This window comes from Actinomadura sp. GC306, assembly GCF_004348665.1.
GTDB lineage: Bacteria > Actinomycetota > Actinomycetes > Streptosporangiales > Streptosporangiaceae > Spirillospora.
This window is the reverse complement of record NZ_SMKM01000035.1, coordinates 13,602-33,501: the sequence shown is the minus strand read 5'-3', so window position 1 is coordinate 33,501 and position 19,900 is coordinate 13,602. Positions and strand designations below refer to the sequence as shown.

Sequence of the window (19,900 nt, the reverse complement as noted above, 5' to 3'; positions counted from 1 at the left end):
TCCCGGGGCCGCCGCCCGGCCCGTACCAGGGGCCGCCGCCCGCCCCGCGGGTGACCGTGCTCGGCCTGCTCGGACGGCAGTGGATGGTCGTCGCGCTCGTCGTCGGATGCTGCTACCTGTCCCTCACCGGCATCTCGTTCGCCGGCGCCTACACGACCCTCAACCGCGAGCCCACCACCGCCGAGTTGCAGCGCGCCTCGCGGAAGGAGGTCGCCCAGCGCTGGCGGACGTGGTCGGCGCATCGCATCTTCCCCGGGCGGATCCCCTACGTGCCGGGGGACGGGCACACCGAGTACGCGTCCCGGACGGGGATCGTCCCCGGCACCGGCTGCAGCCAGGCCGCCGAGCCCGAGATCGCCGAGATCGTCGCCAGGCACGGGTGCCGGGCCGTTCTGCGCGCGACCTACGTCGACCAGCTCGAAGGCGTCGCCGTCACGGTCGGGGTGGCGGTCTTCGCCGACCCGTTCAAGGCCGACCGGGCGTACAAGGAGCTGCCCCGGACGAAGAGCTCGCAGGGAAGCGGCTCGGTCAGCCCCGCCCTGCACGCGGCGCCGTTCCCCGGGACCGCGTCGGCCCGGTTCGACGACGCGGCCCGGCAGCACCGGACCATCGACCGCGGCGGCCCGTACGTCGTGCTGACCACGTCGGGCCAGACCGACGGCCGCCCGGCGGACACGGTCAAGAAGAAGCGGCCGGGCGCGCCGTTCGCGCTGTCGCCGCAGCTCGGGCACGCGGTCGCGCGGGCGCTGGCCGCCAAGTCCCTGCCCGACTGCTCCCGGCCGGAGTGGCAATGCTGAGCGGAGGACCGGCCGGGCGCGCCGCCCGCGGGGCGATGCGGGGACCGCTCCGGAGGACCGCGGGCGCCGTCGCGGCGGTGGCGCTGGCCGGGACGTGGCTCGCGCCCGTCCCCGCGCACGCCGACGCGGTCCGCGAACTGCAGGGACCCGTCCACTACAAGCTGGGCATGAAGGCCGCCTGGCAGGTCAGCAAGGGCGAGGGCGTGACCGTCGCCGTCGTCGACAGCGGTGTCGACCCGAACCACCCGGACCTGAAGGGGGCGGTCACCACCGGCCCCAACATGCTCAAGAAGGTCGACGACGGCTCCCGGCCCACCCGGGCGCACGGCACCGCGATGGCCTCGCTGATCGCCGGGCGCGGCCACGGCCCCGGCCGCCGCGACGGGGTCATGGGAGTGGCGCCGGAGGCCCGCCTGCTGTCCGTCCGGGTGATCGGCGAGCGGGGGGACCCGAGCTACCGGCGGTTCCGGACCACCGACGAGGCCGACGGCGCGCTCGCCCGCGGCATCCGCTACGCCGCCGACAACGGCGCCGACGTGATCAACCTGTCGCTCGGCAAGTCCAGCGACGTGCCGGGGGACCGCGCCGCCATCGGCCACGCCATCGCCAAGGGCGTGGTGGTCGTCGCCGCGGTCGGCAACGAGGGGAACGAGCGGCGCGACCTCGACAAGGACGGGTTCGCGCGCTACTCCTACCCGGCGTCCTATCCGGGCGTCATCGCGGTCGCCGCGACCACGGTGGACGGCGACCGCGCGGAGTTCTCGAACCGCAACTACTCCGTCCTGCTGTCCGCGCCCGGCAAGGGGATGGTCGCCGCCGCCCCCGGCGGCGACTACGTCATCGGCAGCGGGACGAGCGACTCCTCCGCGCTGGTCTCCGGGATCGCCGCGCTGATCCGCGCCGAGTACCCCGACCTGCCGCCCGCGCTGGTCTCCCAGGCGCTGATCGAGAGCACCGGGAACAGCCGCAGGCGCGACTACGAACCGGAACTCGGCTACGGCACGGTGCACGCCGCCCGCGCCCTGTCCGCGGCCGGGGTGCTGGCCTCGTCCCCCGGCGCCGGCCCCGCCGAGGACAAGCCCGCCCGGCAGCGGTTCGGGGCCGGGGAGCCCGGTCCCGTGGAGGTCATCGAGCGGCCCGCCTGGGTCCGCCCGCTGATCACCGGGATCGTGCTGGCCGGGATCGCCGGGACGGCCGCCGCGATCGCGGTCTCGCTGGCGTTCCGGCGCCGCCACCCGAAGGCGCCGGGCGGACCGCCGCAGCCCGAGCCGCTGCCGAGCAGACCGCCTCGCGGGCGGCCCCTCCCGCCGTACGGTCCGCCCTACGGTGGCGGGACGGGCCGCTGAACGGCCAGAATCGGGGGGTGCGCGCAGAACCCGACGAGTTCGCCGAGGCGGTCCTGGACGCGGTCGAGATGATCCCGCCGGGCCGCGTCCTGTCGTACGGCGACATCGCCGAGCTGGTCGGGCGCGGCGGCCCCCGCCAGGTCGGGCGGGTCATGTCCCTGTACGGGGGCGGCGTCCCGTGGTGGCGGGTCATCCGGGCGGACGGGAGCCCGCCGCAGTGCCACGAGGGACGCGCCTGCGAGCACTACCGCGCCGAGGGCACCCCGCTGCGCCCCGGCGGCCGCCGCGTCGACATGGCGCGCGCCCGCTGGGCCGGCCCTTCCTGACCCCACGCGACCCCACGCGACCCCACGGGTCTCTCCGCTGCCGCACGGCCACCTCGGCGACATGCGTGCGTTGTGGCCAGAACAGTCACGGTGATCTGTTCCAATGAACTGTTGTGCCGTCTGCTTCCTACCGTCTCGTGCGCCGCGCGGGTCCCGCGCGGGCCGTCCCGCCCGTGCTCGACGCGCAGCAGCGGCGGGTGGTCGAGCATGCCGGCGGGCCGATGCTGGTGCTCGCGGGGCCGGGCACCGGGAAGACGACGACGATCGTCGAGGCGGTCGTCGACCGAATCGAGAACCGCGGCATCGACCCGGAGCGCGTCCTCGTCCTGACGTTCAGCCGCAAGGCGGCCGGGGAGCTGCGGGAGCGCATCACCGGCCGGTTGCACCGCACCACCCGGACACCGCTCGCGCTCACCTTCCACAGCTACGCCTACGCGCTGCTCAGGCGCGACGCCGTCCTGAACGAGGAGCCCGCGCCGCGGCTGCTGTCCGGGCCGGAGCAGCTGCTGGAGGTGCGGCGCCTGCTGGAGGGCGAGCTCGCGGACGGCGCGGGCGACTGGCCGGAGCGGCTGCGGGCGGCCCTCGCCACCCGCGGCTTCGCCGAGGAACTGCGCGACTTCACCCTGCGCGCGGCGGAGCGGCGCTACTTCGCCGAAGACCTCGTCGCCCTCGGCCGCATCCGCGGGCGCGACGACTGGCCCGCCATCGGCCGGTTCATGGACCGGTACGCCGACCGGTTCGCGCTGGACCCCGTCCCCACCTACGACTACGGCGAGCTGATCCACATGGCCGCCGCCATGCTCGCGGACGAGGAGGTCCGCATCCGCGAGCGCAACGCCTACGACGTCGTATTCGTGGACGAGTACCAGGACACCGACCCCGCCCAGGAGGAGCTGCTGCACCACCTCGCCGGGGAGGGCCGCGACCTCGTCGTCGTCGGCGACCCCGACCAGTCCATCTACGGGTTCCGGGGCGCCGACGTCCGCGGCATCCAGGAGTTCCCCGCCCGCTTCCTCACGCTGGACGGCGACCCCGCCCCCGTCGTGGCGCTGCGGACGTGCCGCCGGATGGGCCCGGAGATCCTCACCGCGTCCCGCCGCATCGCGCGCCGCCTGCCCGCCGGAACCGCGGGCGCCGCCGAGCACCGCGCCCTCCACCCGGTGGAGGAACTCGACGACGGCGAAGTCCGCGCTGCGTCTGTCAAGGGGGGCGACCCCCCTGGACCCCCCGATGAAGTGCGTGCCGCGTCTGTCAGGGGGGGCGACCCCCCTGGACCCCCCGATGAAGTGCGTGCCGCGTCTGTCAGGGGGGGTGACCCCCCTGGACCCCCCGATGAAGTGCGTGCGGTGATCGCCGACTCAGAGAGCCAGGAGTCCGCGCTGGTGGCCGACGAGCTGCGCCGCGCGCACCTTCTCGACGGCGTCCCCTGGTCGCGGATGGCGGTGCTCGTGCGGAGCGCCGTGCGGCAGGTCCCGGTGCTGCGCCGCGCGCTCGCCCAGGCCGGTGTGCCGGTCGTCGTCGCGGGTGACGAGGTCCCCCTGGTCGGGGAGCCCGCCGTCCGCCCGTTCCTGATCCTGCTGCGCGCGGCGCTGAAGAAGGGGTACCTGGACGAGGAAGTCGCGGATGACCTGCTGACGGGTCCGCTGGGCGGGGCGGACGCGCTGGCCATGCGCCGGCTGAAGCGGGCCCTGCGCGACCTGGAGGAGTTGTCGGGCGGGCAGCGTCCCCTCGGGGAACTGCTCATCGCGGCGGTGAACGACCCGCGGGAGCTGGTGCTCGTCCACGAGAAGGTCCGCGCACCGGCCGAACGGGTCGCGCACCTCATCGAGGTCGCGCGGCGCAGCGCCGAGGACGGCGGCACCGCCGAGGAGGTGCTGTGGGCCGTGTGGCAGGAGAGCGGCCAGGCCGAGGTGCTGCTGGAGCAGAGCGCCAAGGGCGGGACGCGCGGCGCGGCGGCCGACCGGGACCTCGACGCCGTCGTGGCGCTGTTCGACCACGCCGCCCGGTTCGTGGACCGGCTGCCCCAGGCCGGGCCGGAGCTGTTCGTCGACAACATCGCCTCCCAGGAGATCGCCGGGGACACGCTCGCCGAGCAGGCGCCCGAGGGGGAGGCCGTCCGCATCCTCACCGCGCACCGCTCCAAGGGCCTCGAATGGGACGTCGTCGTGGTCGCCGGCGTGCAGGAGGGCGTCTGGCCCGACCTGCGGCTGCGCGGGTCGCTGCTGGGCGTCGAGGAGATGGTCGAGCACGCCGCCGGGTCCGAGGCGGAGGGCGAGGTGGTCGCCGGCGCGTCCATGGCGGCGAAGATGCTGGACGAGGAGCGCCGCCTGTTCTACGTGGCCGTCACGCGGGCCCGCAGGCGGCTCGTCGTCACGGCCGTCGGCGGCGACGACACCGAGGAGCGCCCGTCCCGGTTCCTCAACGAGCTGCTCCCCGGCGCGATCGAGAAGTCGCAGCTGGACGAGCGGACCCGGTGGCTGTCGCTGTCGGCCCTGGTCGCCGACCTGCGGTCCGCCGCCGCCGACCCGTCCCGGCCGGAGCCGCTGCGGCGCGCCGCCGCCGCGCACCTGGCGCGGCTCGCCCGCGCGGGCGTGCGGGGCGCGCGGCCCGAGAACTGGTACGCCATCACCGCCCTGTCCGATGACGGGCCCGCGTTCGCCGAGGACGAGCCCATCACGATCTCGCCGTCCCAGGTCGAGACGTTCACCACCTGCGGGCTGCGCTGGCTGCTGGCCTCGGCGGTCGGCGCGCAGGAGGGCGGCCCCAACGAGTACAGCACGATGGGCAAGGTCATCCACGCCGTCGCCGAGATGGCCGGCACCGACGACGGGATCGACGAGGTCCACGTCGCGCAGCGGCTCGACGAGATCTGGAAGGACCTGGAGTTCCGCAGCTCGTGGTACTCCGAGAAGCAGCGCGAGCAGGCCGCCCGGATGGTCGACAAGTTCCTGGCCTGGCACCGCGACAACCCCAACGAGGTCGTCGCGCTGGAGGAGTCGTTCAAGGTCGATCTCGGCCGCGTCGTCATCAAGGGCCGCATCGACCGCGCCGAGCGCGACGAGCAGGGCCGCGCCGTCATCATCGACGTCAAGACGTCCTCCACCGCCGTCCCCAAGGACGAGCTGCCCCGGCACCCGCAGCTCGGCGTCTACCAGTACGCGGTGATGCTCGGCGCGTTCGAGCGGCACGGGCTGATCGAGCCGGGCGGGGCCAAGCTCGTCCAGGTCGGCAAGGCGGCGTTCGCCGCGAAGGCCCGCGAGCAGGCGCAGCCGCCGCCCGCCGACGACGCCGATCCCGAGTGGCCGAAGAAGCTCATCGAGCTGGTCGCGACCGGCATGGCCGGCGACGTGTTCCAGGCCAGGGCGAACGACAAGTGTCGCACCTGTCCCGTACGCTCGTGCTGCCCCGTCCACGACGAGGGCGGCCAGGTAGGCGAGTAGCCAGGTGGTAGAGCGGCCAGGTCGTTGCTTGGCCGGGTGGTTGCGTGGCCAGGTAGGCGAGTAGCCGTCAGGACCGGCTCGGGGGGAGTGGGGTGATCACGCCGGGAGAGCTGGCCCGGCTGCTGGAGATCCCGGAGCCGACCGACGAGCAGGCCCGGGTGATCGAGGCTCCGCTGGCGCCGATGGCGGTGATCGCGGGCGCCGGGTCCGGCAAGAGCGAGACGATGGCCGCACGGGTCGTGTGGCTGGTCGCGAACGGCTTCGTGCGGCCGGAACGCGTCCTCGGCCTCACCTTCACCCGCAAGGCCGCGGCCGAGCTGGGCGCCCGCGTCCGCAAGCGGCTCGACACGCTGCGCGAGGTGCTGCCCGGCGACGAGCTGGAGCGGCTCGGCGGCGACGCCCTGTTCGACGGCGAGCCGATGGTCTCGACGTACCACTCGTACGCGGCGCGGCTGTTCGGCGACCACGCGCTGCGCGAGGCCCTCGAACCGACGATGCGGCTCGTGTCGCCCGCCGTGGCCTGGCAGATCTGCTCGCGTGTCGTGGACGCCTACGACGGCCCGATGGACCGCGTCGACTGGCAGCCCGACACCGTCACCAAGGCCGTCATGGACCTCGCCGGAGACCTCTCCGAGCACCTGCGGACCCCCGAGGACGTCCGCAAGGTCGGCGCGTGGCTGGACGAGCGGTTCGCCGCCGTGCAGAAACCGCTCAAGGCCCAGCGCGACATCCTCGCCAAGCACGCCGTCCGCGAGCAGCTCATGCCGCTGGTGGAGGCGTACGGGCGGGCCAAGGCCGGCCGGGAGGTCATCGACCACGGCGACCAGATGGCCCTGTCGGCGCGGATCGCCTACAAGCATCCCGAGGTCGGGATGATCGAGCGGTCGCGGTTCTCGGTCGTGCTGCTGGACGAGTACCAGGACACCAGCCAGGCGCAGCTCGTCCTGCTGAAGTCGCTGTTCGCGGGCGGGCACCCGGTGACGGCCGTGGGTGACCCCTGCCAGTCCATCTACGGGTGGCGCGGCGCCAGCGCGGGCAACCTGCTGCGGTTCGCCCACGACTTCCCGCTGCGGCCCGGGGACTCCGGCGGCCGGCCCGTGCCGGCGCCGGTCGTGCAGCTGAGCCGCTCGTTCCGCAACGGCGAGCGGATCCTGGAGGCCGCCGCCACGGTCCAGGAGGAGCTCCGCGCGGAGACGAAGGCCGTGCCGCGGCTGATCCCGGGCGCGGGGCGGGAGGGCCGCGGGCGGGTCGAGTGCGCGCTGCTGCCCACCGTCGAGGACGAGGCCGACCGCATCGCCGCGCGGATCGCGCAGCTCATCGCCGCCGGCGCGGGCACCGCCCCGGACGGCGGCCCGCAGCCGGAGCCGCTGCGGTACGCCGACGTCGCCGTCCTCGCCCGCAAGCGGTCGCAGTTCCCGCTCCTGCGGCGCGCGCTGGAGGCCCGCGGCATCCCGGTCGAGGTCGTCGGCCTCGGCGGGCTGCTCACGGTCCCGGAGGTGCAGGACGTCGTCGCCACGCTGCGGGTCATGCACGACCCGACGGCCGGCGCGTCCCTGGCCCGGCTGCTCACCGGCCCGCGCTGGCGGCTCGGCCCGCGCGACCTCGTCGCCCTCGGCCGCCGCGCCCGCGTCCTCGCCCAGGACGCCGCCCGCGACGTCACACCGCCGGAAAAACCCGAGGCCGGCGAGGGTCCTGAACCGGAGGCGCCGGGCGACCAGCCCGCCCAGCCCGAGCAGCCCGCGCAGCCCGCGCAGGACGGCGAAGACCCGCTCCGCCAGCTCGTCAGCGAGCTGAACCAGGAGACCGGCAGCCTGGTCGACGCGCTCGACGACCTCGGCCCCCCGGACTCCTACTCCCCGGAGGGGTACGGGCGGCTGCGCCGGCTCCGCGACGAGCTGCGCACGCTGCGCGGCCAGGTCGGGCTGCCGCTGCCCGACCTCGTCAACGAGGTCGAACGCGCGCTCGGCCTGGACATCGAGGTCGCGGCGCGCTCCGGCCTCGACCCCGTGACCGCCCGCGCCGACCTGGACGCCTTCATCGACGCCGCCGCCACGTTCGCCGGCGACGCCGAGGACCCGACGCTCGGCGCGTTCCTCGCCTACCTCAAGGCCGCCGAGACCGAGGAGTTCGGGCTGGAGGCCGGGCGGGTCGGCGAGACCGACAGCGTCAAGCTGCTCACCGTGCACGCGTCCAAGGGCCTCGAATGGCCGGTCGTCGTCGTCCCCGGCCTGGCGTACGCGCCGCAGAAGAACGGCGCGCCCGCGAAGGGCTCGATCTTCCCGTCGCCGCCGCAGAACGCCACCCGCTGGACCGCGAACCCGCGCGTCCTGCCGTTCATGCTGCGCGGCGACCGCGCCGACCTGCCGCCGCTGACCGGGCTGGAGAAGGACGACCTCGCCGCCTTCGACCGGGCGTGCCTCGAACGCGACCTGCGGGAGGAGCGGCGGCTCGCCTATGTCGCGGTGACCCGCGCGTCCAGCCTGCTCATCGCCACCGGCTACTGGTGGGGGTCGTCGGGCCGCCCGCTCGGCCCGTCGCCGTTCCTGGAGGAGGTGCGCGCGGTGTGCCTCGCCGGCGCCGGGTCCGTCGCCCTGTGGGCCGACCCGCCGGAGGAGGGCGCCGCGAACCCGCTGCTCGCCGAGCCCGACGAGGGGCAGTGGCCGGTGGCGCCCGGCGACCGCGGCCGGTCCGACGTCTCGGCGCGGGACCGCTACGAGGCCGTGGTCGAGGCGGCCCGCATGGTCGGGGACGAGATGGCCGGGCGGACGCGGCACTGGGCCGGGGACACCGGCCTGGCCGACGCCGACCGCGCCCGGATGACCGCGTGGGCGCGCGACGTCGAGCTGCTGCTCGCCGAGCGCGACCGGGGCCGCGGCGGCGACGGCCTGCTCGTCGAGCTGCCCGCGCACCTGTCGGTGTCGTCGCTGGTGTCGCTGGCCCGCGACCCGGCGGCGCTGGCCCGGCAGATCCGCCGGCCGATGCCGCGCCCGCCCGCCCCGTACGCGCGGCGCGGCACCGCGTTCCACGCCTGGCTGGAGAGCCGCTGGGGGCAGCAGCGCCTCCTGGACCCCGACGAGCTGCCCGGCGCCGCCGACGAGGGCGCCGCCGACGACGCGCACCTGGAGCGGCTGCGGTCCCGGTTCGAGGAGTCGGAGTGGGCGGCGCGGGAGCCGCTCGACATCGAGGTGCCGTTCGAGACGATCATCGGCGACCGGCTGGTCCGCGGCCGGATGGACGCCGTGTTCCGCTCCGGTGGCGGCGGTTACGAGGTCGTCGACTGGAAGACCGGGAAGCCGCCGTCCGGGGACGAGGAGCGGTTCGCGGCGGTGCAGCTCGCCGCGTACCGGCTGGCCTGGGCGGAACTCGCCGGGGTGGACGTCGAGCAGGTCAGCGCGGCGTTCCACTACGTCGCCGCGAACGTCACCGTCCGGCCCGCGGACCTGCTCGACGCGGCCGGCCTCGCCGCGCTGCTGGACGGCGTCCCCGCCGCCTGATACCTCCGAAATTCTCCCGAAATGTCGGGTGATGCGGCTCACTCACCCCTGTTCACCGATCGCCGTTTCGGGGATGATCCGGGCATCGAACCGAGGAGGCGGGACGTGACGGTGACCCATGACGAGAAGGTCGTACGCGAGTTCTCCAAGCAGGCGGCGGGGTTCGCCGACCCGGCGCGCAACTCCGCCTTCACCCGTCATCTGGACCGGCTCGTCCACTTCATGGAACCCGAGCTGGACCTTGAGGACATCGTCCTGGAGGTCGCGGCCGGCACCGCGCTGGTGTCCCGCGCCATAGCCCGGCGCGTCCGGCACGTCACCGCCCTGGACCTCACCCCCGCGATGCTCGCCGAGGGCAAGCGCGAGGCCGACCACGCCGCGCTCATGAACATCACCTTCGCGCACGGCGACGCGACGTCCCTGCCGTTCCTGGACCGGTCGTTCACGCTGGTCGTCACGCGGTTCTCGCTGCACCAGGTCGCCGACCCGGAGGCCGTGGTGCGGGAGATGTGCCGGGTCAGCCGGCCGGGTGCCGCGCTGATCATCGCCGACCTGATCCGCCCGGACGGGGTGGAGGGCGACCCCGATCGAATCGAGCGCCTCCGCGACCCCTCGCACGGCACTGCCCTCACCGAGTCGCGGATCGCCGAGATCGTCACGGCGGCCGGCGGGGCGGTGAAGCGGTCGGACAGGTTCGACTGGGTCCGCCCGCTCGACCCGTGGCTGGAGTTCGCCGGGACGCCCGACGACGACGCCGCGCGGATCCGGCGGGAGCTGCACGCGGAGCTGGCGGGCGGCCCGCCGACCGGCATGCGCCCGAGCGAGGTCGACGGCGTCCTGCACTTCACGCACACCTACCTGTTCCAGCAGGCGATCGTCGGGTAACGTTTTCGACCAAGTGTTCGACGCGGGTCGCTCGTATGTTCTAGATTGTCGAACATGGGTTCTAGTAGCGTGGTTACCAGTGCCGGGCGGTCGCTCGACCGCGAGCCGGCCGCGCTGGCGATGCGCATCGGTGTCGTCGCGGCCGAGGCCGCCCTCGCCACCTTCGCCCGCAACCTCGACCTGGACGACCTCGCGGACGGCGTCGACTTCCAGGGCGCCATCGGCCCCGCCGAGTGGCCGGTGTTCTCCCTGGTCATCGACACCCTCGCCGAGGCCGGGCCGGGCGACGACCGGTCCCTGGACGAGCGCCGCGCCGACGCCCTCAACGACCTGGCCCGCATCTGCATGGCCGCGAAGGCCCGCGTCGCCTGAGCCGCCGGCCTATCTCGCTCTGAGCCGGCCTGAGCCCGGTCTGTTTCGTCCTGAGCCGGCCTGAGCCCGGTCTGTTTCGTCCTGAGCTGGCCTGATCCGGGTGAGCCCGCCTGATCCGGGTGAGCCGCCCGGCCCGGTCAGGGGATGAGGTCCGGCAGGAGCCGGTCGCGCAGGGCCGCGAGGGTTCGCGTTTCGGTGGCGGCCGCCGCCACCCGCCTCGCCAGCGGGGTGACGAACTCGCCGAACGCGCGGGCCTGCCGCTCGTCCCAGGGGATCTCGTAGCCGGCGAGGTCCGCCCACTTCGCGCGGGGCATCCGCGTGCCGTCGCCGACCGCCGAGGCGTGCGCGACGACCTCGTCGCTCGCCAGCGCCGCCAGCAGCCAGCCCCGGTGGGCGGCGTCCCGCGGCCGGACGACGAGGATGTCGGTCGAGGCGACGCCGTCCACGAACGCGAGGCCCACCTTGTGGAAGTACGGGCGGAGCTTGCCGAAGAGCACGTCGCCCGCGTCGAAGCGGCGCTTCGCACTGCCCACGGCCGACGAGTCCGCCCAGGTCGACAGCCACATCCGGCGCCTGGGCATGTGCTCCAGCGCGATGTAGTTCTCGTCCCGGCCGATCCGCCCCGCGGGGACGCTCGACCGCACCGGGAACCCCACCCGGCCGAGCGGGACGGACGCCGTGACCGCCGCGGCCGCCTCCCGGTAGCGGACGCGGACCAGCGCGTCGGCCAGCGCGGCGATCCGCGCGTTCACCGCGATCTTGTCGTCCAGCGCCCCGAGGACGGCCACCGCCGAGTCCTGCTCCGGCCGGGTCATCCGCCGGGCGGTGAGGCGGTTCAGCAGCCCCTGGGTGAGGAGCGGCTGGCCCGATCCGATGCGGTACCTGTTCAGGTCGAGCCGTTTCAGCAGGTAGTAGACGTAGCGGGGGTTGACGCCGGGTTTCGCGCTGGCGATGATCGCGTTGTCGGTGACCCAGCACCGGTCCTCGCTGTAGTGGACGGCGCCGCAGTTCGACCCGACGCGCCCGACGATCGTGGTGTGCGGGGCCGCGTTGCACGCGGCGGACGTGCCGATGACGCCGTTGGCGCCGTAGGTCGTGAATCCGGCCCCCTCGGTCGGATGCGAGCTCCCGTTGGCGAAATCGACGAGCTCCGCCAGCCGCACGTCACCCACGCAGCCGTCCCAGTTCCGCGCGGACGACCTGGTCGAGGCGCGCCGACTCCGCGAACTGCGCGAACAGCTCCTCGGTGAGGCGTTCGACCTCGTCGGTGACCGGCTCCCCGCCGCCGGACGGCGCCGCGCCGACATAGCGGCCGGGGGTCAGCACATGGTCGTGGCTCCTGATCTCGTCCAGGCCCGCCGAGTGGCAGAAGCCGGGCACGTCGGAATGCGCGCCGCCGCGCCAGGACCGGTACGCCCCGGAGATCGCGGCGATGTCGGCGTCGGTCAAGACGCATTCGGTGCGGTCGACCATCGTTCCCATGGTGCGGGCGTCGATGAACAGCACCTCGCCGCGCGCGTCCCGGTCGAGGAACCACAGGCAGGAGGGAATCGGGGTCGTCCGGAAGAGCCGGCCCGGCAGCGCGACGACGCACGACACCAGGCCCGCCTCCACCAGCGCGGCGCGGATCCCGCTCTCGGCCGCCCGGCGGGACGACATCGACCCGTTGGCCATCACCACGCCCGCGCGGCCCCGCGGGCCGAGCTTGGCGACGATGTGCTGGATCCAGGCGAAGTTGGCGTTGCCCGCGGGCGGGACGCCGAACCGCCAGCGGGGATCGTCCGGGGACCGGTACCAGTCGGACATGTTGAACGGCGGGTTGGCCAGCACATAGTCGGCCTGGAGCCCGGGATGCGCGTCCTCGTAGAAGGTGTCGGCCCACCGGTCCGCGAGGTCGCCCGCGATGCCGTGCACGGCCAGGTTCATCTTGGCCAGCCGCCACGTGCGCGCGTTCGCCTCCTGCCCGTAGACGGCGATGTCGTCGCGCCGCCCCCGGTGGTTCAGGACGAACCGCTCCGCCTGGACGAACATCCCGCCCGACCCGCAGCACGGGTCGTACACCCGGCCCTTGAAGGGCTCCAGGACCTCCACCAGCAGCTTCACCACGCTGGACGGCGTGTAGAACTCCCCGCCGCGCTTGCCCTCCGCGCGGGCGAACTTCTCCAGGAAGTACTCGTAGACCTCGCCGAGCACGTCCCGCCGCCCGCCGAACTCCGCGCGGCCGAGGACCGTCACCAGCTCACCGAGCCGCCGCTGGTCGACCCCGTCCCCGCCGAAGATCTGCGGGAGGACGCCGGCCAGCGGCGGATTGGCCCGCATGACCGCCCCCATGGCCGCATCGACGAGCACGCCGATCTGGCCCGATTCCGCGTGCGCGGCACCCGATTCCGCGTGCGCGGCACCCGATTCCGCGTGCGCGGTGATGTCCGATTCCGCGTGCGCGGTGATGTCCGATTCCGCGTGCGCGGTGATGTCCGACCACCGTGCGCCGTCCGGCACCCGGAACCCGCTGTCGCCGGACGAGTCGGACACGTACTTAAGGAACACCAGCCCGAGGACGAAATCCCGGTACCGCGACGCGTCGACGGAACCGCGCAGCTTGCCGGCGGCCTTCCACAGGACGTCCTTCCACGGCACGTCCTTCTCCTCGCGCCCCGGCATCGCGCCCCCTCCACCCGACTAGCCCTCCGCCTCGCGCAGCAGCCTAAGTCGGGCGCGCGGCGGCCCTCCGCACGTGGCCGCCATCCGGGCGGCGTGTTTAGCAGAGACGTACAAATCCGAGACGCCGTTCCATGAACCGGCGCTATTGGAGTAAGCGTCCAGTGACGTTACGGTCAGGTGGCCGTCGCCCGGACGGCATGGAGGAAGAAGGGTCACGGGCAGATGTCCATCACAGTCCGCCACGTCCTGCGCGTCGCGCTGGCGTCCTGGCTCGGGGTCGCCCTCGCGGCGACCGCGCTGCAGGGGCCGGCCGCCGCGGCTCCCCAGGACCCCAGGCCGCCCGCGGAGGATCCGTTCTACCGCCCGCCCGCGCCGCTCCCGCAGGGGGCGTCCGGCGACATCATCCGGTCGCGCCCGGCCGTGTTCACCGCCGACCCGTTCGGCCGCTCGCCCGTCCAGGACGTCACCTCGTGGCAGGTCCTGTACCGGTCGGAGAACGTGCACGGCACGCCGATCGCCGTGTCGGGCATGGTCCTCGTCCCCACCAAGGCGTGGACGGGCAAGGGCCCACGCCCCCTCGTCTCCTACGCCGTGGGCACGCGCGGTCTCGGCGACTCGTGCGCGCCCTCCTACACCCTCACCACTGGCCTGGACTACGAGTCGCTGCTGATCATCGACGCACTCAACAAGGGCTGGGCGGTCGCCGTCTCCGACATGGAGGGCCTCGGCACCCCGGGCGGGCACACCTACGAGGTCGGCCGCTCCCAGGGCAAGGCCGTGCTGAACATGGCGCGCGCCGCGCGCCGCCTCCCCGCCGCCGGCCTCGGTGACGCGCCCGTCGCGGTCTGGGGCTACTCCCAGGGCGGGACGTCGGCGGGCTGGGCGGCGGAACTCGCCGGCTCCTACGCGCCGGACCTGCCGATCAAGGGCGTCTTCGCCGGGGGAGTCCCCGCCGACCTGCGCGCCGTCGCCGAGAACCTGGACGGGTCGCTGTTCATCGCGCTGATGTTCATGTCGGCGGTCGGCTTCGACAACGCCTACCCCGGCCTGGAGCTGGAGACGTACCTCAACGACCGGGGCCGCGAGCTGCTGGTGAAGGCCCGTGATATGTGCCTGGCCAGCGCGGACGGCGCCACGACGCTGATCGACACGGCCTTCAAGCGCATCGGCGACTACGCGGCGAGCAACCCGCTCGACGACCCGCGCTGGCAGGGGGCGCTCGACGCCAACAAGCTCGGCGGGACGGCCCCGGGCGTCCCGGTCCTGCAGACCCAGGCCGTCCACGACCAGATCATCCCGTTCCAGCAGGCCGACACCCTGCACCGGGCGTGGTGCGCCAAGGGCGCCAACGTGACGTGGAAGACCTACGAGTTCGCCGAGCACGCCACCGGCATGCTCTGGAGCCACCCCGACGCGATGACGTTCATCGGCGACCGTTTCGCGGGCAAACCCGTCCAGGGCAACTGTCCCGCCTGAACCCGGACCGCCGGCCGAGGCCATCCTGTCCCCTCCGCGGGGCAGGATGGCCCCATGGACTTGGTGGAGTTCCTCCGAGCGCGGCTGGCCAGGGACGAGCAGATCGCCCGCGACTGCTCCGGCCTCCCCTGGAAGACCGCGCCCTCCGGCACGATCCAGACCGACCCGCAACCTCCCGATGACCCCGGTGACGCCGCCTACGTGGCGAAGGCCGAGAACGGTGCGTACGCCGAGCACATCGCCCGGCACGACCCGTCCCGGACGCTCGCCCATGTGGCCGCCGTGCGGCAGCTCGTCGACGATTACGAGAAACAGGCGTGGATTCTCGACCGGGGCCACCGGACGCCGGAACTCGAAGCGGCCCAGGTCGTCCGCGAGAACGTGCTGCGCCGCCTCGCGCTGCCGTACGCGTCGCATCCCGCATACCGAGACGATTGGCGCCCCTGACGGACAGGGCCGGGGTCCGTTATGTAACCTCGATGGGAAGGCCGAGAGGCGCTGCAACGGGCGAGAGCCCGCCACGCTCGGCCCCCGAATTCGGTGAAACAAGGGCGCCTCCCACTAAGACGGGAGGTGCTCGAAATCAGTAACACCGGCAAACTCCGCGAGCTTCTGGAGCAGCGGATCGCGGTCCTGGACGGGGCCTGGGGCACGATGCTCCAGGGGTTCGGCCTGACCCCCGAGGACTACCGCGGCGACCGCGTGACCGGCGACCATCCGAAGGACGTCACCGGCGACCCGGACCTGCTCAACCTGACCCGCCCGGACGTGATCCTCGACATCCACCGGCAGTACCTGCGCGCCGGTGCCGACATCACGACGACCAACACGTTCACCGCGACGAGCATCGGCCAGGCCGACTACGGGCTCGAAGGTCTCGTCCACGAGATGAACGTGGCGGCCGCGCGCCTCGCCCGCCAGGCCGCCGGCGAGTTCGGCGGGCGGTTCGTCGCCGGCTCCGTCGGCCCGCTGAACGTGACGCTGTCGCTGTCCCCGCGCGTCGAGGACCCGGCGTACCGGGCCGTCACGTTCGACCAGGTGAAGGACTCCTACGCGGAGCAGATCCGCGGCCTCGCCGAGGGCGGCGTCGACCTGCTGCTCATCGAGACGATCTTCGACACGCTGAACGCGAAGGCCGCGATCGCCGCCGCCCGCGAGGTCGCCCCCGAGCTGCCGCTGTGGATCTCGGTCACGATCGTCGACCTGTCCGGCCGGACGCTGTCCGGCCAGACCGTCGAGGCGTTCTGGCGCTCGATCGAGCACGCCGAGCCCCTCGTCGTCGGCGTGAACTGCTCGCTGGGCGCCGACGAGATGCGCCCGCACGTCGAGGAACTGGCCCGGATCGCCGGCACCTACACCGCCAGCCACCCGAACGCCGGCCTGCCGAACGCGTTCGGCGGCTACGACGAGACGCCGGAGGAGACGGCGGCCAAGCTCGCCGAGTTCGCCGCGTCCGGCATGGTCAACGCGGTCGGCGGCTGCTGCGGCACCGGCCCCGGCCACATCGCCCGCATCGCCGAGGCCGTCAAGGACGCCGCGCCCCGCGAGGTCGTCAAGCCGGGCAGGGCGTCGCGTTTCAGCGGCCTGGAGCCGTTCGAGATCGGCCGCGACACCGGCTTCGTCATGATCGGCGAGCGGACGAACGTCACCGGCTCCAAGCGGTTCCGCCGGCTCATCGAGGCGGGCGACCACCAGGGCGCCGTGGACGTGGCGCTGGAGCAGGTGCGCGGCGGCGCGAACATCCTGGACGTCAACATGGACGCCGACCTGCTCGACAGCGAGCGGGAGATGACGACGTTCCTGAACCTGATCGCGACCGAGCCCGAGGTGGCCCGCATCCCGATCATGGTGGACAGCTCGCGGTGGAGCGTGCTGGAGGCCGGGCTGAAGACCGTCCAGGGCAAGGGCGTCGTCAACTCGATCAGCCTCAAGGAGGGCGAGGAGCAGTTCCTGGAGCAGGCCCGCCGCATCCGCGACTTCGGCGCCGGCGTCGTCGTCATGGCGTTCGACGAGGTCGGCCAGGCGGACACCACCGAGCGCAAGGTGGAGATCTGCGCGCGCGCGTACGACCTGCTCACGCGGGAGGCCGGGTTCCCCGCCGAGGACATCGTGTTCGACCCGGCCGTCCTCGCCGTCGCGACCGGCATCTCCGAGCACAACGGCTACGCGAAGGCGTTCATCGACGCGCTGCCGCTCATCAAGGAGCGCTGCCCGGGGGCGCGCACCAGCGGCGGCATCTCGAACCTGTCGTTCTCGTTCCGCGGCAACGAGGTCGTCCGCGAGGCGATGCACTCGGCGTTCCTGTTCCACGCCGTCCGCGCCGGGCTCGACATGGGCATCGTCAACGCCGGGCAGCTCACCGTCTACGAGAACATCCCGGCGGACCTGCTGGAACTCGTCGAGGACGTGCTGTTCGACCGCCGCCCGGACGCGACCGACCGGCTCGTGTCGTTCGCCGAGAACGTCAAGGGCGAGGCGACCAAGCGCGAGGTCGACCTGTCCTGGCGGGACGCGCCCGTCGAGGAGCGGCTGGCCCACGCCCTCGTGCACGGCATCGTCGACTTCATCGAGGAGGACACCGAGGAGGCCCGCCAGAAGGCCGCTCGCCCCCTCGACGTCATCGAGGGCCCGCTGATGGACGGCATGAAGATCGTCGGCGACCTGTTCGGGTCCGGGAAGATGTTCCTGCCGCAGGTCGTCAAGAGCGCCCGCGCGATGAAGCGGTCCGTCGCCTACCTCGAACCGTTCATGGAGCGGGAGAAGGAGGAGGCGCTGCGCGCCGGGCGCGTGCACACCGAGCGCGGCCAGGGCAAGATCGTCCTCGCGACCGTGAAGGGCGACGTGCACGACATCGGCAAGAACATCGTCGGCGTCGTGCTCGGCTGCAACAACTACGATGTCGTGGACCTCGGCGTGATGGTCCCGGCCGCGAAGATCCTCGACACCGCGATCGCGGAGAATGCCGACGCCGTCGGGCTGTCCGGGCTGATCACCCCGTCGCTGGACGAGATGGTCTCCGTCGCCGCGGAGATGGAGCGGCGCGGCATGCGGCTGCCGCTGCTGATCGGTGGCGCGACCACGTCCCGGCAGCACACCGCCGTGAAGATCGCGCCCGCGTACGAGGCGACGACCGTGCACGTCCTGGACGCGTCCCGCGTCGTCGGCGTCGTGTCCGACCTGCTGGACGAGGGCCGCGCCGAGACGCTCGCCGCCGCCAACCGCGAGGAGCAGGCCAGGCTGCGCGAGGCTCACGAGAAGAAGCAGCGCCGCCCGATGCTCAGCTACGAGCGGGCGCGGGAGAACCGCGAGGTGGTCGACTTCGGCGACCTGCCGACCCCCGCGTTCACCGGCGTGCGGGTGGTCCAGCCCGAGATCGCCGCGATCCGCGAGATGATCGACTGGCAGTTCTTCTTCCTGGCGTGGGAGCTGAAGGGCAAGTACCCGGCGATCCTCGACCAGCCCGTCGCCCGCGAGCTGTTCGACGAGGGCAACGAGCTGCTCGACCAGATCATCGCGGACGGCTCGTTCGAGGCCCAGGGCGCCTACGGGTTCTGGCCCGCGCGCTCCGACGGCGACGACATCGTCCTGCCGGAGACGCGGTTCCCGATGCTGCGGCAGCAGACGTCCAAGCCGGAGGGCCGCCCGAACCGGTCCCTCGCCGACTACGTCGCCCCGTCCGGCGACCACCTGGGCGGGTTCGCGGTGACGATCCTCGGCGCCGAGGACCTCGCCGCCAAGTACGAGGAGCAGCAGGACGACTACAAGTCGATCATGGTGAAGGCGCTCGCGGACCGGCTGGCCGAGGCGTTCGCCGAGTACGTCCACCTGGAGGCGCGGCGCGCCTGGTTCGAGCCGGGCGCCGACCCCGCCCTGGAGGACCTGCACGCCGAGCGGTTCCGCGGCATCCGGCCCGCGCTCGGCTACCCGGCGAGCCCCGACCACAGCCTCAAGCAGCGGCTGTTCGACCTGCTGGACGCGGGCCGGCTCGGCATGAAGCTGACCGAGTCGTTCGCGATGGTCCCGGCCGCGAGCGTCAGCGGCCTGATCTTCGCGCACCCGGAGTCCCGGTACTTCACGGTCGGCCGCGTCGGCAAGGACCAGATCGAGGACTACGCCCGCCGCAGCGAGATGCCCGTCGCGGAGGTCGAGCGCTGGCTGGCCCCGAACCTCGCCTACGACCCGTCGTAACGCCTCCGGGATCGCCTGACGGCCGCCGCGCCGCGGCCGTCAGGCGGGTCTCAGGGGGTCACGGCCGCCCGATGCGGACGCTCCAGACCTCCGGGCCGGTCTCCCGGTAGTCCCAGGTGAACTCGCCGGGGTGCTCGGCGGCGAACTGGTAGTACAGCGGCTTCGGGTCGTGGTCGTTGACCAGGACGAACGCCGTCCCGGGCGCGAGGGCCCCGAACGCGGCGAAGATCTGCTCGTGCCGCTGTGCCGGGACGAGGGTGCGCACGTCCAGCTCGCCGTCCACCACCTCGGCCGTCGCGCCGGGCGTGCCGGGGTCGTCGTGCCCGCCGCAGGTGCAGTGGTGCCCGCCGCCCGCCGGCACGTCCGTCGCCACGTCCTCGGTCTCGTGGCCGCCGAGGATGTCGTGCATGCCCGCGAGCAGTGCCCCCAGGTCGACGCCCGCGTCGACGAGCGCGGGGATCAGCAGCTCGTTCTCCTTGTACAGGTGCGACTCGAACAGCGCGTTGAGCGCCGACGCCGCGGCGACCGTCTCGCCGGGCGTGCGCGCGGCCCGCAGCTCGGCGACCCGGTCCTTCAGCACGGTGTGCTCGCGCAGCATGGCGCGCAGCAGGGCGCGGGTCTCGGGCAGCTCCTCGGCCGCCCGGTAGAGGGTCTGCTCCTCGGCCTCGGCGTGGGGGACGACCTCCTCGACGCAGAACGCGACGAGCCGTTCGCGCCGCTCGTGCGGCGCGGCGAGCTGGTCGGCGGCCCGCGAGATCGTGACGACGTGGTCGGCCATGGTGCGGGCGAGCCGCCCGTGGTGGTCGAGGATCGCCCGCACGGTCTCCTGCTGCGGGCTGACGGTCGATGTGGTCATGAGCACTCCACTCCTCGTGCCGATCTGCTTTTTTACAACCGTACTTGTATTTATAGTAG

Annotated in this window: 13 protein-coding genes; 10 read left to right on the top strand and 3 right to left on the bottom strand. The window is 73.4% G+C overall.

Annotated elements, in window-relative coordinates; genetic code table 11:
* The 7 genes from E1200_RS33575 to E1200_RS08115 form a co-directional block, all read left to right on the top strand.
* Positions 1 to 797, top strand: a 797-nt coding sequence (locus E1200_RS33575; RefSeq protein ID WP_165950242.1) for a hypothetical protein, incomplete at its 5' end; no start/stop codon positions are given.
* Positions 791 to 2,143 (top strand): S8 family serine peptidase, encoded by a 1,353-nt coding sequence (locus E1200_RS08140; protein WP_243708410.1) that lies wholly within the window; start codon positions 791 to 793, stop codon positions 2,141 to 2,143. The genes E1200_RS33575 and E1200_RS08140, both read left to right, overlap by 7 nt.
* A 17-nt stretch (positions 2,144 to 2,160) precedes the next feature.
* Complete coding sequence (locus tag E1200_RS08135; protein WP_131951192.1) at positions 2,161 to 2,469, top strand: MGMT family protein; 309 nt, start codon at positions 2,161 to 2,163, stop codon at positions 2,467 to 2,469.
* A gap of 137 nt (positions 2,470 to 2,606) precedes the next feature.
* The gene (locus E1200_RS08130; RefSeq protein WP_131951191.1) at positions 2,607 to 5,909 is read left to right on the top strand and encodes an ATP-dependent DNA helicase; all 3,303 of its coding nucleotides are present in this window, start codon (positions 2,607 to 2,609) and stop codon (positions 5,907 to 5,909) included.
* A 92-nt stretch (positions 5,910 to 6,001) separates the two neighbouring features.
* Entirely contained in the window at positions 6,002 to 9,403 is a 3,402-nt protein-coding gene (locus E1200_RS08125) for an ATP-dependent DNA helicase (RefSeq protein ID WP_131951190.1), read from the top strand.
* Positions 9,404 to 9,508: 105 nt separating this feature from the next.
* On the top strand, positions 9,509 to 10,288 hold the full coding sequence (locus tag E1200_RS08120) for a methyltransferase domain-containing protein (RefSeq protein WP_131951189.1): 780 nt from the start codon (positions 9,509 to 9,511) through the stop codon (positions 10,286 to 10,288).
* A 54-nt stretch (positions 10,289 to 10,342) separates the two neighbouring features.
* A complete protein-coding gene (locus tag E1200_RS08115; RefSeq protein ID WP_131951188.1) occupies positions 10,343 to 10,660 on the top strand; it encodes a hypothetical protein in 318 nt (105 codons plus the stop codon).
* A 137-nt stretch (positions 10,661 to 10,797) separates the two neighbouring features.
* On the opposite strand, the gene E1200_RS08110 is transcribed toward E1200_RS08115, so the two are convergent.
* Positions 10,798 to 11,832: a restriction endonuclease subunit S gene (locus E1200_RS08110; protein WP_131951187.1), complete on the bottom strand. Its 1,035-nt coding sequence runs from the start codon at positions 11,830 to 11,832 to the stop codon at positions 10,798 to 10,800.
* Positions 11,825 to 13,321: a type I restriction-modification system subunit M gene (locus E1200_RS08105; protein ID WP_131951186.1), complete on the bottom strand. Its 1,497-nt coding sequence runs from the start codon at positions 13,319 to 13,321 to the stop codon at positions 11,825 to 11,827. Before E1200_RS08105 ends, E1200_RS08110 begins: the two co-directional genes overlap by 8 nt.
* 222 nt (positions 13,322 to 13,543) lie before the next feature.
* On the opposite strand from E1200_RS08105, the gene E1200_RS08100 reads away from it, so the two are divergent.
* From E1200_RS08100 to metH, 3 genes are all read left to right on the top strand, one after another.
* Positions 13,544 to 14,797 (top strand): lipase family protein, encoded by a 1,254-nt coding sequence (locus tag E1200_RS08100; RefSeq protein WP_131951185.1) that lies wholly within the window; start codon positions 13,544 to 13,546, stop codon positions 14,795 to 14,797.
* A gap of 54 nt (positions 14,798 to 14,851) precedes the next feature.
* Complete coding sequence (locus tag E1200_RS08095) at positions 14,852 to 15,244, top strand: DUF6221 family protein (RefSeq protein WP_131951184.1); 393 nt, start codon at positions 14,852 to 14,854, stop codon at positions 15,242 to 15,244.
* Between the two features lie 126 nt (positions 15,245 to 15,370).
* A complete protein-coding gene (gene metH, locus E1200_RS08090; protein WP_131951183.1) occupies positions 15,371 to 18,985 on the top strand; it encodes a methionine synthase in 3,615 nt (1,204 codons plus the stop codon).
* 58 nt (positions 18,986 to 19,043) lie between these two features.
* Here metH and E1200_RS08085 read toward each other — a convergent pair whose 3' ends face one another.
* Positions 19,044 to 19,841: a DUF2249 domain-containing protein gene (locus E1200_RS08085; RefSeq protein WP_131951182.1), complete on the bottom strand. Its 798-nt coding sequence runs from the start codon at positions 19,839 to 19,841 to the stop codon at positions 19,044 to 19,046.
* Between the last annotated feature and the right edge of the window lie 59 nt (positions 19,842 to 19,900).

What these genes read in the sequence shown, in the direction of transcription:
- E1200_RS08140 (WP_243708410.1), top strand. Translation starts at nt 791, where the DNA reads ATGCTGAGCGGAGGACCGGCCGGGCGCGCCGCCCGCGGGGCGATGCGG.
- E1200_RS08115 (WP_131951188.1), top strand. Translation starts at nt 10,343, where the DNA reads ATGGGTTCTAGTAGCGTGGTTACCAGTGCCGGGCGGTCGCTCGACCGC.
- E1200_RS08105 (WP_131951186.1), bottom strand. Translation starts at nt 13,321, where the DNA reads ATGCCGGGGCGCGAGGAGAAGGACGTGCCGTGGAAGGACGTCCTGTGG.
- E1200_RS08100 (WP_131951185.1), top strand. Translation starts at nt 13,544, where the DNA reads ATGTCCATCACAGTCCGCCACGTCCTGCGCGTCGCGCTGGCGTCCTGG.
- E1200_RS08095 (WP_131951184.1), top strand. Translation starts at nt 14,852, where the DNA reads ATGGACTTGGTGGAGTTCCTCCGAGCGCGGCTGGCCAGGGACGAGCAG.
- E1200_RS08085 (WP_131951182.1), bottom strand. Translation starts at nt 19,841, where the DNA reads ATGACCACATCGACCGTCAGCCCGCAGCAGGAGACCGTGCGGGCGATC.